The sequence below is a fragment of the Desulfobulbus alkaliphilus genome (genome assembly GCF_016918545.1).
GTDB lineage: Bacteria > Desulfobacterota > Desulfobulbia > Desulfobulbales > Desulfobulbaceae > Desulfobulbus > Desulfobulbus alkaliphilus.
In genome coordinates this window covers 26,520-41,832 of record NZ_JAFFQC010000015.1, presented here as the reverse complement: position 1 = coordinate 41,832, position 15,313 = coordinate 26,520, and the positions used below count along the sequence as shown (strand labels likewise).

The 15,313-nt window shown below is 55.0% G+C and carries 12 protein-coding genes, 2 tRNA genes and 1 other RNA gene; 6 read left to right on the top strand and 9 right to left on the bottom strand.

Annotated features, from left to right (window positions below):
• Nucleotides 1-97: 97 nt before the first annotated feature.
• The 8 genes from JWG43_RS09590 to JWG43_RS19895 form a co-directional block, all read right to left on the bottom strand.
• Entirely contained in the window at nucleotides 98-1,084 is a 987-nt protein-coding gene (locus JWG43_RS09590) for a helix-turn-helix transcriptional regulator (RefSeq protein WP_205242697.1), read from the bottom strand.
• A 276-nt stretch (nucleotides 1,085-1,360) separates the two neighbouring features.
• Nucleotides 1,361-1,437, bottom strand: a tRNA-Met gene (locus JWG43_RS09585).
• Between the two features lie 238 nt (nucleotides 1,438-1,675).
• Entirely contained in the window at nucleotides 1,676-3,331 is a 1,656-nt protein-coding gene (gene groL / locus JWG43_RS09580; protein ID WP_205242696.1) for a chaperonin GroEL, read from the bottom strand.
• A gap of 44 nt (nucleotides 3,332-3,375) precedes the next feature.
• Nucleotides 3,376-3,666, bottom strand: coding sequence for a co-chaperone GroES (gene groES / locus JWG43_RS09575; protein WP_205242695.1), 291 nt, complete (start codon nucleotides 3,664-3,666; stop codon nucleotides 3,376-3,378).
• A gap of 248 nt (nucleotides 3,667-3,914) precedes the next feature.
• Nucleotides 3,915-5,000: a branched-chain amino acid aminotransferase gene (locus tag JWG43_RS09570; protein ID WP_205242694.1), complete on the bottom strand. Its 1,086-nt coding sequence runs from the start codon at nucleotides 4,998-5,000 to the stop codon at nucleotides 3,915-3,917.
• A gap of 518 nt (nucleotides 5,001-5,518) precedes the next feature.
• Nucleotides 5,519-6,373, bottom strand: coding sequence for a deoxyribonuclease IV (locus JWG43_RS09565; protein ID WP_205242693.1), 855 nt, complete (start codon nucleotides 6,371-6,373; stop codon nucleotides 5,519-5,521).
• 145 nt (nucleotides 6,374-6,518) lie between these two features.
• Nucleotides 6,519-7,271, bottom strand: a complete 753-nt coding sequence (gene surE / locus JWG43_RS09560) for a 5'/3'-nucleotidase SurE (protein WP_205242692.1) — start codon at nucleotides 7,269-7,271, stop codon at nucleotides 6,519-6,521.
• A 329-nt stretch (nucleotides 7,272-7,600) separates the two neighbouring features.
• Nucleotides 7,601-8,335, bottom strand: a complete 735-nt coding sequence (locus tag JWG43_RS19895; protein WP_205242691.1) for a DUF1499 domain-containing protein — start codon at nucleotides 8,333-8,335, stop codon at nucleotides 7,601-7,603.
• 216 nt (nucleotides 8,336-8,551) lie between these two features.
• On the opposite strand from JWG43_RS19895, the gene JWG43_RS09550 reads away from it, so the two are divergent.
• Nucleotides 8,552-9,856: an HD-GYP domain-containing protein gene (locus tag JWG43_RS09550; RefSeq protein ID WP_205242690.1), complete on the top strand. Its 1,305-nt coding sequence runs from the start codon at nucleotides 8,552-8,554 to the stop codon at nucleotides 9,854-9,856.
• A 269-nt stretch (nucleotides 9,857-10,125) separates the two neighbouring features.
• Here JWG43_RS09550 and JWG43_RS09545 read toward each other — a convergent pair whose 3' ends face one another.
• Complete coding sequence (locus JWG43_RS09545) at nucleotides 10,126-11,940, bottom strand: M48 family metallopeptidase (RefSeq protein WP_205242689.1); 1,815 nt, start codon at nucleotides 11,938-11,940, stop codon at nucleotides 10,126-10,128.
• Between the two features lie 451 nt (nucleotides 11,941-12,391).
• Here JWG43_RS09545 and JWG43_RS09540 point away from each other — a divergent pair.
• The 5 genes from JWG43_RS09540 (at nucleotide 12,392) to rnpB (ending at nucleotide 15,308) form a co-directional block, all read left to right on the top strand.
• Nucleotides 12,392-12,468: transfer RNA gene (locus JWG43_RS09540), tRNA-Ile, on the top strand.
• A 195-nt stretch (nucleotides 12,469-12,663) separates the two neighbouring features.
• Complete coding sequence (locus tag JWG43_RS09535) at nucleotides 12,664-13,467, top strand: Nif3-like dinuclear metal center hexameric protein (protein WP_205242688.1); 804 nt, start codon at nucleotides 12,664-12,666, stop codon at nucleotides 13,465-13,467.
• Between the two features lie 101 nt (nucleotides 13,468-13,568).
• On the top strand, nucleotides 13,569-14,297 hold the full coding sequence (locus JWG43_RS09530; RefSeq protein WP_205242687.1) for a zinc ribbon domain-containing protein: 729 nt from the start codon (nucleotides 13,569-13,571) through the stop codon (nucleotides 14,295-14,297).
• The gene (locus JWG43_RS09525; protein ID WP_205242686.1) at nucleotides 14,278-14,907 is read left to right on the top strand and encodes a ribonuclease HI family protein; all 630 of its coding nucleotides are present in this window, start codon (nucleotides 14,278-14,280) and stop codon (nucleotides 14,905-14,907) included. The genes JWG43_RS09530 and JWG43_RS09525 overlap by 20 nt, the downstream gene beginning before the upstream one ends.
• Before the next feature lie 30 nt (nucleotides 14,908-14,937).
• Nucleotides 14,938-15,308: RNase P RNA component class A (gene rnpB, locus JWG43_RS09520), an RNA gene on the top strand.
• The last annotated feature ends 5 nt before the right edge of the window (nucleotides 15,309-15,313 follow it).

Below are 15,313 nucleotides of genomic sequence, written 5' to 3'. Positions count from 1 at the left end.
TCTACTGTCGACTTTTCTCAAAAAAACAGTGAAGATGCTAACAAAACTACAAACAAGAAAGCCACGTTTCTACTTTCACCCTACCACACCCACCCTGTCACTCGATGTCAGGGCTGCAAAAATTTCTGTACATTTTTTCAATTTCCTCTCGCACCAGAGTTCGCAGTTCCGGGGGGTCCATCACCCGCACCTCGGCGCCGTAGCTGAGGATACTTCTGATCAATTCGCGGAAATCGGCGGCGGGAAAGCTGAGCAGAAGGCTGCCGTCGGTGCTGAGACTGGTCTGTTGGTCAGGGTGCCAGATCTGCTCAAGAATGCGCGGGGCGATGTGGGCCGAGAATCGCAGGGTCACCATGGTGGTGGTCTCCCCCTGCATGATGCCGAAATGGCGGCGGGTCAACTCCTTGATCGGCGGCAGGTTGGCGGGAACTTGCACGGGAGTGTCGACGGGTTCAACCGCCAGCAATCGGGCCAGAGCAAAATCGCGGAGCGCTTCTTTGGTTGTACACCAGGCCAGCAAATGCCAACTGCCCATATAATGCATCAGATGGAGCGGTTGCACTGTACGCTCGGTAGTATTGCCGCTGTATGGAGAACGGTAGGTAATGCGGAGGGCGTATTGGTCGAACAGGGCGCGAACCACCTGACGGAAAAAAGTTTCCTCCACCCTGGCATATTCGATGTTTTTGACCGAAATCTTGTCGCTCAATCGGTCCAGGCAGGAGTATCCTTCGTTGCGGGAGAGGCGAAGCATGCGGCCGATCAAGCGGCAAAGATCCTCCTTGACGGCGGAATCGGGGATGGTCGAGGCCAGGCGTGCCGCCAGGGCCAGGGCAAGCAGGTTCTCTTCGTCGAGCCAGTGGAATGGAATCTCAAAAGTGTCGTCAGTGTAGCGGTAGCCGTTGCGGCGATGATCAAAGATAAGTGGAGCCTGCAGGTTGCATCTCATGAATTCGATATCCCGCTGAGCAGTTCGCTCCGAGATCTCGAACTCCTCGATCAGGCTTCGGGAGTTTGGGTAGCGCAATCGTTTGGCCTGACCATGAAACCAGAGAAAGCGTTCGTACTTCAGCCGTTCGGACATGCGATCCCCTTACGTTCAACGAGCTGAATATCTTGACATCAACCATTACCCCTTCCCTCTCTACCATAGGGTGTAAACCAAAACAACCCCCAAAAATCATTGATTATTTCACAATATCGAAGCAATAGAACACCATCAAGAACCACAATAGGGAGGAGAACTCGAGACCGATATGAGCGATTGGACTCTGTCCGCATTGAGCACGGAACAAAAAAACCCGCAATTCGTTACGAATTGCGGGTTTATATATATGCCGGAAAACTCCGGACTTAAAAATGGTGGCGATGCAGGGACTTGAACCCCGGACTCCACGGATATGAGCCGTGCGCTCTGACCGACTGAGCTACATCGCCAATATATGAAAAAGCCGGTTGGCTTGAACCTTGCTACTATTCAAAATTTCTCTGTTTTTGTCAATAGGAAATGGCTCGATATTATGTTCCTGGACACTCATTGACAAACAGTTGAGGAACTGCGCTCTTGCTGCAACTGAACAAACCTCGGACCGGTGCGGAAAACAAAGTGCCCTTACCTGAAGAGACAGGCAAGGGCACCAGATGACCGGCTGAAGCTATGCAGTTCAGCGGCTGTTTACATCATACCGCCCATGCCACCCATACCGCCCATACCGCCCATACCGCCAGGAGGCATTGCGGCAGCGCCCTTGTCTTCGTCGGGCACTTCAGCAATCATGCACTCAGTGGTCAGGAGCAGACCGGAAACAGAAGATGCATTCTGCAGTGCATAGCGAGTTACCTTGGTGGGGTCAATGACACCGGCATCAATAAGATCTTCATATTTTTCGGATGCGGCGTTGAACCCCATGGGGCCTTCCAGATTCTTGACATGCTCGACGATGACCGAACCTTCGCAACCGGCGTTGGCGGCGATCTGACGAACCGGTTCCTCAAGAGCCCGGCGGATAATATTGATCCCCAGGGCCTGCTCGCCTTCGAGCTTCAGAGTGTCGAGAACTTTGAGGCAACGCAGGTAGGCTACACCACCACCCGGGACTACACCTTCCTCGACCGCGGCCCGAGTTGCATTGAGAGCATCCTCGACCCGGGCTTTCTTTTCTTTCATTTCGATTTCAGTGGCAGCGCCGACATTGATAACCGCCACACCACCGATCAATTTGGCCAGGCGTTCCTGCAGTTTTTCGCGGTCATAGTCGGAGGTGGTGTCTTCCACCTGGGCACGGATCTGCTTAACGCGGGCGGCCAGTTTGTCTTTATCGCCGGCGCCGTCGATAATTGTCGTATTGTCCTTGTCGACCACAATACGTTTGGCAGTGCCAAGATCATTGATGGTGACGTTTTCCAGTTTGATGCCAAGGTCTTCGGTGATCACCTGGCCACCGGTGAGGATAGCGATGTCCTCGAGCATGGCCTTGCGTCGATCGCCGAAACCAGGAGCCTTGACAGCGGCGACATTGAGGGTGCCACGCAATTTGTTGACCACCAGGGTGGCCAGGGCTTCGCCGTCGACATCCTCGGCGATGATAAACAGCGGCTTGCCCATTTTTGCCACGGATTCAAGAATCGGCAGCAGGTCTTTCATGCTGGAGATCTTTTTCTCGTTGATCAGGATCAACGGATCTTCCATGTTGACTTCCATCCGCTCCGGATCGGTGACAAAGTAGGGAGACAGGTAGCCGCGATCAAACTGCATACCCTCGACTACATCCAGAGAGGTCTCCATGGATTTTGCTTCTTCCACGGTGATGACGCCTTCCTTACCGACCTTGTCCATGGCCTCGGCAATGATATTGCCGATGGTCTCATCGTTGTTGGCGGAGATGGTCCCTACCTGGGCGATTTCTTTCTGCTCCTTGGTGGGATTGGAGATTTTGCTCAGCTCGGCAACGATTGCAGCAACGGCGGCATCGATACCACGCTTGATCTCCATAGGGTTGGAGCCGGCGGCAACCAGCTTGGCGCCCTCGGTGTAAATGCTCTGAGCCAGCACGGTAGCGGTGGTGGTTCCGTCACCTGCCACATCCGAAGTTTTGGAGGCAACCTCCTTGACCATCTGGGCGCCCATATTCTCGAATTTATCCTTCAACTCGATTTCCTTGGCAACGGTCACCCCGTCCTTGGTGATCACAGGAGCGCCAAAGGATTTCTCGATGAGTACATTGCGGCCTTTGGGGCCAAGGGTCGCCTTGACGGCATTGGCAAGGGTGTTGACCCCGGTCAGCATTTTTTCCCGGGCTTTAGCACCATATTTCAAATCTTTTGCAGCCATATTCTACTCTCCTTATAAATCTCGAATGGATTGATACCTTATTCTTACGCCTGAATCACACCAAGGATATCATCCTCACGCATAATAAGAAAATCCTCGCCGTCCAGTTTTACTTCGGTGCCGCCATACTTGGAAAAGAGCACCCGGTCTCCCACGGCCACATCCATGGCAACTCGTTCACCAGTATCATTCAACTTGCCCGGGCCCACAGCGACAATTTCGCCCTCGGCCGGTTTTTCCTTGGCCGAATCCGGAATAATGATGCCACCAGCGGTCTTCTCTTCCCCTTCCAGTCTCTTGACCAGAATACGGTCATTCAATGGACGTATTTTCATGTACACTCCTCCTGTCTTGGATAAAAAGGTAATAGGTATTCTTTTGTTCAGGCCGAACACACAGTTTGCATGCCCAACGGTCGGCCCTGACCACATTGTTGGACGAAAACGAAGCTTCAGTCTTCAAACTGCGCGAAACAATAGTGTCGGTTTTTGAAAAATCAAGGGAAGGTTGAGCAAAAAAAAAATCCACTCAACCCTTTGAAATAAAGAGAATATAGAAAAAGGGTGACCGAAGGGAACGAGCTTTACCCTACCCTGACCCGCCACTTGTACGGGTCTTCCCGGTAGCCGAATTGGATGGCCTGCAATTCGTCATACAGCCGTTGAGACAATTCGCCGGTGACGCCGCCGTTGATCTCTATGTGGGTATCCTTGTAGCACAATTCACCAACAGGAGCGATGACTGCGGCGGTGCCGGTACCAAAACTTTCCCGCAGGGTACCGGCTTTCCAAGCCGCGATGACTTCATCGATGGTCAGGCGACGTTCACTGACCCGATAGCCGAAATCACGGGCCAGCTGCAGTACGGAGTCCCTGGTAATTCCGGGTAAAATCGTCCCCTCCAGCGGCGGGGTGATCAACTCGTCTTCTATGAGAAAAAAGATATTTGAAGTCCCCACTTCTTCGATGTATCTTCGCTCCACGGCATCGAGCCAGAGGACCTGGGTATACCCCTTTTCCTGCGCCTCAACCTGTGCCCTGACACTGGCAGCGTAGTTACCGGCGGTCTTGGCGTTACCGACCCCACCGGGCATCGCGCGAACATACTTGTCCTCGACGTAGATCCTGGTTGGATTGAACCCTTCGGCGTAGTAGGCCCCCACCGGGCAATTGATGATAAAGAACAGATATTCCTCTGCCGGACGAAGGCCCAGTGCCGGTTCGGTGGCAATCATGGTGGGGCGGATATATAATGTCGCCCCCGCGGTTCGGGGAACCCATTCCTGGTCAAGGTAGACCATGGCCCGCAGGGCCTGGAGAACCCGGTCCTGAGGAAAACGCGGCATGCACATGCGCACCGCGGACTGATTCATGCGGGTGAAATTATCATCCGGCCGAAAGAGGAAAATCTGGTCGTCCTTGCCGCGATATGCTTTCATACCCTCGAAAATCGCCTGACCGTAATGGAGGACCATGGCCGCTGGATCAAGGTTAAAAGCCTGGTAGGGCTGGATGGAAGCATCGTGCCAACCATGTTGCCGGTCCCAGCGCATGGTAAACATGTGGTCCGTAAAAAATTGCCCGAACCCCAGATTATCCTGGTCAGGTTTCGGCTTCATCTGGTCGGCCGACGCTTTGTGCAGCGTTACTTCAAGATCATTCTTGAACATCTTTTCACCCTGTCTTTCGCCGGTTCAAGTAAACCGGTATCCATTGGTTATGCTGGTTGACACCAGTGTTCGACAGCGAACAGTTCCACCTGTTCGCTCCGCTGCCCTTGTCCTGAATCCTCGTCCGTTCGTCAGCTTTACTGCCGGTGACCGTCCGATGAAAGGGCACTGTATCGGATGGGTACGGGCAATGAAGATGGCGTGCGGCCGGATGCCCCGAAGGGCGGCTGGTGAAAGGTATTGCTAAGGATTCCGCTGCAATTATAAAATGAGTACAGCAGGATATAGCCAAAACAAGACCCCAGCCGGCACGGATTCAGGCTTTTGTCAGCGGTGCAATGCCACGCCCCGGGAATCGGCGGATGATCTTGTGCAATGATCACTGACCGCGCAGAATAATATATTGCCTCAACGGCCACAAGCAGTACTGATCACCTGCCGCACAAAAGGCAGGGTAAGCGGCAATCCACACCGGCACAACCCACGTGATTGCCACAAGGTAGGTATGCAAAGACTTTTTACCTGATCAGTGCTCGCAATCGCGCCAGGTTCTCTCGGTCTTCCCGCAGATCCTCCTCTTTCGGTGTTTCCAGGGTCATGGGAAGATTTACAAAACGGGAATCGTTGAGCAGCATGCGAAAAGCATTGAGACCAATGGCCCCCTGACCGATATGCTCATGACGATCGACCCGGCTGCCGAGCTCTTTTCTGGAATCGTTGAGGTGAAAGAAAAAAATCTGTCCACAGCCGACAATCCGATCAAAGCGATCCAGAGTCTGGTCATACTCTGCCCGGGTGCGCACATCGTACCCGGCGGCAAAGATGTGACAGGTGTCAACACAGACCCCCAGTCGCTCAGGATACCGGCTTCGCCCAATAAGCCAGGCGAGCTCCTCGAAACTGCTGCCCAGCGAAGTCCCCTGCCCGGCCGTGGTTTCGAGAAGGACTCTGATGGACGAATCAGCCCCCCCGGATTGCTCCAGCGCCAGGTCGAGGTGGGCGGCCACGGCCTCCAGACCACGCTCGACACCAGCACCACCGTGGCTGCCGGGATGCATGATCAGCATGGTGATGCCCAGCTGCCGGCACCGCTGCAGTTCATCGACCAGAGCGGCCACTGACTTCGCCGCCTTGTCCGGATGCGCAGTCGCCAGGTTGATCAGGTAGGAGGTATGGGCAGCTACCGGCATTCCATGGTTCTCCTCCCATTTTTGCCGGAACAGGAGAATCTCTTCCTCCAGCAGGGGGGCTGTCCACCATTGCCGCTGATTGGCTGTAAAAATCTGCAGCGACTCTCCTCCAGCCCGGCGAATACGATCAAAGGCCAGATGGAGTCCGCCGGCAATAGACTGGTGGGCGCCAAGCAGCGGCATCACTGCCCTCTGGGCAGGCCGTCGTCCTGCCCTCCCCCTGAATCCGTGACAGCCAGACGGTTGCCCTGAGTGCATCTTTCTGTAATCACTATATAATTACAGCAGATCCCTTGGCAATAACCTTCACCGTCCGCCCTTCGGGTTCTCACATCCGCCATTGCCGCTCCAGGTATTCGAGACCGGAATGATTGGTCAGGTCGAGCTGGATCGGTGTGACCGAGATAAACCCATTGCGCACAGCCTGCTCATCGGTGTCATCGCCCCCTGACCAGTGGACGGTGCCCCCCCCTATCCAGTAGTGTTTGCGGCCCCAGGGATCAAAGGTCTCCTGGATGGCATCCTGATAGAGCCTGCGGCCCTGACGGGTAAAGCGAATGCCGCGAATTTCCCCGGAGGCGCGTTGGGGAATATTGATATTGAGCAGGGTGCTGGGGGGCAGACGCCAGCTCAGGGCCATGGAAGCCAGTTTCCAGGCGACACCGGCAGCCACCTCAAAATCAAAGGGTGGTGTTCCGGCAAGAGAAAAAGCCAGGGAGGGAATATCGTACATGGTACCCTCGATGGCCGCTGAAACCGTTCCCGAGTAACTGATGTCATCGCCCATGTTCGCCCCGGGATTGATTCCTGAAACCAACAGATCGGGCTTGGCCGTCAGGATTTTGTTGATGGCGATGATCACGCAGTCAGTGGGTGTACCGTCGATGGTGAGTATATCCTCTTCCAGCTCAAAAACCCGCAACGGCCTGTTCATGGTGAGGGCGTGACTGACCGCCGAGTTATCCCGTTCCGGGGCGACAATCATCGCCCGCCCCAGGGAGCGAACGGCCTCGTGCAGAGCGCGGATGCCGGGAGCATGGACTCCGTCGTCGTTGGTGACCAGTATCAAAGGTGTGTGCATGAAATGTCAATCCCCTGAATCCGTAACGGCCGGACTCTTGTTTTGGCTATATCGTCCTGTACTCAGGTTGTACTGTAACCATTCGCCTGATAAACGTTGAGCAGGTACTGAATGGTTACCACCCCTTGTAGGAGCCCACCCCTGTGGGCGAATTCCCGTTCCTTTTCTCAACAGCTTTCTCGCCCACGGGGGTGGGCTCCTAGGGAAGTACCGGGGGTAACGACCAAACTCTCATGCCTGGTGAACGGTTACCCCTTGTTCATACCTTTTACCAGCCGCTTTTGGGAGCATTGGAAGCATTGGCAGCATCCGTCCACGCGCTCACAGGTTCAGGAATCCGAATGAGTTTCCTTGAATGCCCTTAAAAAGTCCCGGATCCGGCCGGCATTGACTCCCAGATCGCCGACTCCGGATCGGGAGGCTGAACGGATATCGATACGGCTGCCGCCGTCAACAGCCGTGATACGGATAACGATATCATCGGTAAAACCAAAAAGCAGACTTCGATCCAAAGCTTCAATTCGCCCCTGATCCGGATCATGGGCTGTACGCTGCCATCCCAGCTGGTCAACAAGGTTCAGAGCGATGACAAAGGCCTCGTGCGGGGGCAGATCCGTTTCCAGGGGAAGAATATCCCGATACGCCGCCAACTGCTGTCGGGCCACCACCGCGCCGGGATACTCGGTGCTGTTGTCGCCGGGACCGCGCAGCGTTTCGGCAACGACAAATCGGGGCGGCATGTCCGTATCCGTGGTGATATCGTGGATCGGTGGGGTGTTCGCCCCCTGCAGGCCCAGGACGAGGACAAAGACCAGGGGCGGCAGGGACAGAAACACACTGCCCAGACAGTGCCGGACCCCAAGCCAACGGCCTGTGCGCAAGCCCCAGAACAGAACCAGCAGGGCAACAAAACCGGTCACAGCCAAAGCACAGACCGCTGCAGCGGTGAGAATTACCGCCGGACGCCAGGTGAGTAGTGATGCGCGGAAGGCGGCAATCGCACCCACCATCAGAACCAGCCAGAACAACTGCACTTTTATCAGCCAATGCGTCCAACTGTTCACCAGTCACATCCCTCCCGTGGAATCGGTTGCAAAAAGTCAGCACCGCAAGCCATCTGACATATTACTGCTGCTGACAAAGGAAAAAAAAGGATCCCGGCTTGAACACGGTCCCCCTTTTCCGTATACTTTGAGCAGACCATAACCTGTCCGTTCCAGATCAGTGATCCGTCGTGACTCATCGACGTGTCCAGCACGCATCGTCACGCTACAATATTCATGGATAATAGCAAAGGCTCCATCATCCTGAAAGCGATTTCCCCTACCGCGGATGAAGAACAGCTCACCGCGTATCTGGAAAAACGAGCAAAAGGCATTTCCCCGGAAAAAATTCCGGAGTTGCTGGCCAACCTGCCGGTGGTGCTCAGTCGCAATGTCACCGCCAGAACCGGCGCCCTGGTAACCGCCCGACTCGCCCATCTGGGCGCCGAAGCCCTGTTTGTCCCAGCGGCCGGAATTGCCGCTGCAACCACGGAACATCCGCCATCCACGGAATCAGAGGACAACTCGGCTCAACAGCACAATTCGTCGGACAGTCCCGCTGGCGTCCTTCCGTCCCGCATCAAGCTGTGGATGTGGCGACTGCGCCGCTCACTGCCGCGCATCAGTAAAGAAATATGGATCATTCTCTCCATGCTGGCCATAGCCTGGTTACTGAATTACACCATTGCTTCCCGGTATCTGCTCCTCGGCTTTTACACCCTGCCGGCGGTCATGTCCGCCTACCTGTTCGGTCGCCGCCAGGCTGTGCTCACCGCCTTTGCCAGCATTCTCCTCGTCAGCCTGGTCAGCCATATCAATCCGGAGCGGTTCGATCAGCTCAACCTGGCCGGGCTGGGCGGGGACAACCAATGGTACCATATCATTTCCTGGGGGTGCATCCTGCTCCTGACCGCGTACACCATGGGGACCTTGTATGAAAAAAACAAAAAAAGGATACAGGAACTCAGACAGACCTACTCCTGTCTTCTCCTGATCCTGCGCCGTTTCATCGCCGTGGATGAACTAACGGAAAAACATTGCCTGCGAGTGTCCATCTATGCAGCGAAAATCGCTTCGGCCATGGGGCTGGACCGAGACCTTATTGAAGATATCCGTTCAGCGGCTCTACTGCACGATCTGGGTAAACAGAAAATCAGCCGGGATATCCTTCACAAAGCGGCCAGCCTGAAAGGAATGCGGACCTTCTCGCCCTCCGGGCCGGCTAATGATACAGGTGACAATGGGCTGCCGACAGACCCCCTCCATGGACCTCTGGGACGTATACTTCCCATGCTGACCACGACTCCCGATCCAACCCGCAGCCCAACCGATCCCAATCACATCGGGGCCGGCATCCTGGCCGTAGCCGATGCCTATGACACCTTGACCAGTGGTGGGGCCGGCAGGGATCCGGTGGCTCCCTCCGAAGCAAAAGAGGTGATTATCAGCGGTACCGGCCGGGAATTTGATCCCGAGTCCGTCCATGCCTTTACCAGGGCTTTTGCCCGCAGTGACATGGAGTTGCCCGATATCCTGGGGTAAAATCGGTCCCCGGCCCGCTGCATCAGCACCACCGAGGGAACCGACCAGGGGTGGGTCACTCATCCCTGAATCCGTGACGGATGGACTCTGGTTTTGGGTATATCCTGCTGTAATCAATTTGTAATTACAGCAGAATCCTTGACAATAACTTTCACCAGCCGCCCTTCGGGGCATCCGTCCGCACGCCATCTTCATTGCCCGTAACCGTCCGATAAAGTGTACTTTAATCGAACGGTCACGAACAACGAAGCTGACGCACGGACGAACGCTCACGGATTCAGGTCATCCTCCCATTGAACCTGCCTGAACTTTTCCATTTGCTCAAGATAATACCCACGGTTTTCCGGATCAATCCGAATGGCCATCTCCTGGGTAGCCAGGGCTTCCGCCAGCAGACCGTTGGCCCAATACGCCGTGGCCAGGGTATCAAGCACATAACCATGCTCTTTGAGCAGAGATGCCGTCCTTGCCAAAGTCAGCGCCCGCTCTCGATCCCGGAGATTTCTGTCCTGGGCGGTGAGCAGCAGCCAGGCCAGATTGTTATTGAGATCGGCATTCATGGGTGTCAGCAGCAGCGCCTGTTCATAGGCCTCCATCGCCTTTTTTTCCATCTGACGACTCTGAAGAAGATCCCCAAGAACGATGAGCCAGAAGCTGTTCTCCGGTTCCTGCCGCACTTTACGCAGCAGGACCGCTTCCGCGTACCTGGTTTCATACCCATGGGAAATGCTCTCTGCATCCATCCGCTGGAGAGTGGTCACCAGGGTGATGATCACCAGCACATACACGGCCAGACTGAGCAGAAGCTTGCGATCATGTTTTTTGATCAGCGTCCGGTCCCGCTCACAGCGTTGCAGAAAATCGATTCGTTCCCCCAGGCCGAAATGATGCCAGTTCTTTTCTTCTCGCCGGGAACCACTCAGCCGGGCAATTTTCTCAAAGGACGCGATAAGAGGCCAGCTGGTTCCCTGCACCTTGAAGACATACAGGTCAGCCTGTCGCTCAAAATTACGAATGAAATACCCGAAAATGTACCGGAAATAGAGCACCATCAAGACAAGCAGCGGCACGGTGATCAAGATGCCCATCAGATTTTCCGGGGCAAAGGGGGAAATTGTCAGCAGACGATAGAAAAAATCGCTGGCAAGCAGCACGTGGGGCAGTGGTTCAGCCAAAGAGCCGGCCAGGAGACTGAAGCCGAGAAACATCAGGATATATAAGACAAGATGCAGCCGTTTGACATGCCCGATCTCATGGGCAAGGACGCTGTCGATCTCCTCATCGGACAAGGCCTCCAGCAGGGCCGGGGTGATCAGCAGATAGCGTAGCCTGGGGACAATCCCCATGATGCCGGCTGTCAGCACCTGACCTTCGAAAAGAGGCCAGATCAGAATCTCGGAGCGAAACCCCTGGGCGCGGCAAAAGCGAACGATGCGGTCCCGCTGAGGCCCCGGGGGCAGAGGCCTGCAGTCCCATAACCAGCGGACCAGGGGAGGAAAGGCCAGGACCAGAAAAACGAGAAACAAGACGAAGAAACCAAGCTCTCCCCAGGGTGAGTGGAGCAGTTCTTCCAGGACCGTGATCGGCAGCAGTATAAGCAGATCAAAAAGAAGAGAAAGGAACAGCCACGGCAGAACGATGGGTAGATTGGCCCGAATATTGGAACGGATAAAACTCCAGGAGGAGTGCAGGCGTCCAAACATGGCCTGATAACGCGGCCTCGCGTGCCGCCAGATCAAGGCCAGCAAACCAAAAAAACAGACGAGTCCGGCAACATTGGTCAGTATCGGCAGACGCCCCCCCAGATCGAGGGGAGCAAGGTAATACTTCAGGTCGAAAAGATGAACAAAAACGATGAAGATCAGGACGGCGAGAACGGACAGCTTCCTTTCAGCGCTGAAATAGGCGGCAGGGCCAGGACCGGCGGTGGCGAACACCCATCGGGCCAGGCGGTTGAAGGCCCATAGTGACCCGACAAGGCCGGGCAAGGCCAGATACGGGGCCAGCAAAGGTGTTTCCGGCGGCATGTTGACCGAAAAAAGAAAAATGACCACCAGAAAGTAAATCAGATTGTTATAGAGCATGGGATGTTCCGTAATCGATGGCGCACAGGACCACCGGATACATGTGCACGTCCTGCATCCCTGACGGCTGGATGGCTGTTTGGGTATGTTCTCGTGTAATCAGGGGTCTGAATCCGTGATGGTTGGACTCTTGTTTTGGATATATCTTGCTATAATAAGCTTATAATTGCAGCAGAATCCTTGGCAATACCTTTCACCAGCCGCCCTTCGGGGCGTCCGTACGCACGCCATCTTCATTGACCGTAACCGTCCAATAAAGTTTACTTTAATCGAACGCTCACGGATCCAGGAATGGGGCGAGCAGCAAGTGTACCATAAACACAGAATCCTTGACATGCCAGAAGCCAGCACCATTTTCCCTTTGCCGTGTTCTGACTTTTTTCTCAAAATGAACGAAAAGACTTGACCTATTCAGGGTAGTTGTTATTATTTTAAGTTGACCATAGCTTTCGGGCCTATAGCTCAGTTGGCTAGAGCCACCGGCTCATAACCGGTCGGTCCCTGGTTCGAGTCCAGGTGGGCCCACCATTTATCCGGAAGAGCCGCGACAGGGACAAAGTAAAAAACCGCAGCATTTTCCACCACCGCAATCAAGGAACATTGAAGACGTTGAGCCGTTACCAGCATCCATGGCTGAAACAACAACGAGGCCTGAAATTTGAAGCCTGAGAAGAGGTACATCCAGCAAAGATGTACCTCTTTTTCTTTATAGAGTACTATCGAGTGCCTACCGTTCAAGACTTTCTCGACATCCTGCAACAGACAACCCCCGAACAACTGGCTGAAGATTGGGACAACATCGGCCTCCTTGTTGGTGATCCCAACCAGAACATTGATCGCGTCCTGTTGGCGCTCGACCCCTGCCATTCCCTCCTGGATCGCGCCCGGGCCGGACGATACGACCTGATCCTTACCCACCATCCGCCCATCTTCCGAGCACTCAAAGCCGTACGCACCGACACCCCGGTGGGCGGATTCATTGCCGGCGCCATCCGGCAAGGCCTGTCCGTCATCGCCTGCCACACCAACCTCGATGCCATGGAAGAAGGGGTCAGTACGGTCCTTGCCACCGCTCTCGGTCTCACCCAGAGCAGCCCCCTGGTGGCAACCAGGACCGGTTGCGGCAACAACAGTGGCCTTGGCCGTATCGGTGCTTACCCGACCCCGCTCTCGGCACAGGATTTCCTCAACCGGGTACGGCGTGCCTGCGCCCCCCCCTGGATACTGGAGGCTGGACCTCGACCCTCTCAGGTGACCACCGTTGCTGTCTGCGGAGGATCATGCTCGGATTTCTCGGAAATTGCTCTGCACCGCAAGGCTGATGTGTTCGTCACCGCCGAGGTCAAACATTCTGTGGCCCGCTGGGCCGAGGATGCCGGATTATGGATACTGGATGCCGGTCATTTCGCCACCGAACAGCCGGTCCTGGCTTTTTTTCGCGACCTGCTCCAGCAGCAGTGCCTGCAGCGCGGCTGGAAGATTGCAATTGACACGGCGGACCAGCAATCGCCGTTGCGGCTTGTATGAATCAGACTACAGGGGCTTATACAGATCAGCCCCAGGTACTGTCCAATGACAGTCACCCCTTCACTTATTAACACCAGACAGACCGATAGAGGAGTGCATCATTGAAAGAAGAAATAACCAAACTCATCAATCTGCAGACAATTGACAGTGAAATTGCCGGATTCGACGACACCATCGCCAAACATCAGGCCACGGTTGCCGCCCGCGAACAGACCATAGCCGAAAAACAGGATACCCTGGCTCAGGTTCGCAACAAAATTGAACTGCTCAACCAGAAGCAGCTCGAGACCAAGGCTGAACATGACGATGCCGGCGCTCGGGTCAAGGATCGGCAGAACAAAATGATGCTGGTGCAGACCAGCCGAGAACATCAAGCCCTGCTCAAGGAAATCGAAGAGAACAAGAGATTGCTGAAGGAAACCGAAGACCGCATCCTCCAGTTTCTTGAACAGATTGAACAGCTTGAAAAAGAGATCGTCACCCTGGAGAATCTGTGCGCCGGCGAGCAGCAGCTCCTTGCGGAAGATACCAGTACGGTTGAAAAAGAAATCAAACGTATTGAAGTCTCCAAAAAATCGGTGGTCAGCCAGCGGGAAAAACAGGCCGCTGACCTGCAGGCCAACTATCTCAAGCGTTACAATATGCTGCTGGACAAGCGCGATGGCCTTGCCGTGGTACCGGTCAACGACGGGGTCTGCCAGGGCTGTTACATCGCCCTGCCACCTCAGCAGGTCAATGATGTTCGCAAAGGGGACAAAATCAACCTCTGTCCGACCTGTCAACGTATCCTCTATTACAAAGAACAGGAGGATGAAGCTGTTACCGAATAACCGGCTTTCCCGGGAACAGGTGCTGCAAATCCTGGCCGATCAGCTTGACGACCACCTGCTCAATCAGCTTTTCCCGACCCATAAAGCCTCCGATATTCGTCAACTTCTCGCCGCTTCGCCAGAACAGCCGGCAAGCGTGCCCCCATCCCATACCAGTCCTGCAGTTCCAATGGACACCAGCCGCGGCCGCCGCAAGCGCTGCCGATTGTTCACCGATGGAGCATCAAGAGGCAACCCGGGTCAGGCCGGGGCCGGAGCTGTCCTCCTGGATGAAAAAGGCGCGGAAACAGCGACCGTGTCGACCTACCTTGGCATCTGCACCAACAATGTCGCCGAATACCAGGCTCTGCTCCTCGGTTTAAAAAAAGCGCTGCAGCATGGCTGCACCGAACTGACCATCGCCCTTGATTCCGAATTGATAGTCCGTCAGCTCCAGGGCCGTTACCAGGTCAAAAACCAGACCCTGCGGGTTCTGTTTGCGGAAGTGCAACAACTGCTCGCCCGCTTTGACCGCTGGTCGGTATCCCATGTTCCCAGAGCCGAGAATGCACGAGCCGATCAATTGGCCAACAGAGGTATTGAACTCGAGGGCGATCAAGAGTATCTTTAAAAAAAGATGTAACGGCAACCACGATGGTAGAGGGGTGAATGCATGGTCGCTCCGGTCGCGGACCGGAGAGGAAAGTCCGAACACCACAGGGCGCGGTGGTTCGTAACGCGAACCTCGGGTAACCGAGGGAAAGTGCCACAGAAAATACACCGCCGATGGGGCGTGCAAACGTCCACAGGTAAGGTTGAAATGGTGAGGTAAGAGCTCACCGCCTTCATGGTGACATGAGGGGCAGGGTAAACCCCACCGGGTGCAAGACCAAATAGGGAGGCGTTTGAGGGCGGCCCGCTCGAGGCCTCCGGGTAGGTTGCAAGAGGTGCCGGGCGATCGGCATCCCAGTTAAATGATCATGGTCCGTCTCCGGGCGGAAACAGAATTCGGCTTATAATTCACCCCTTTTTTTCAC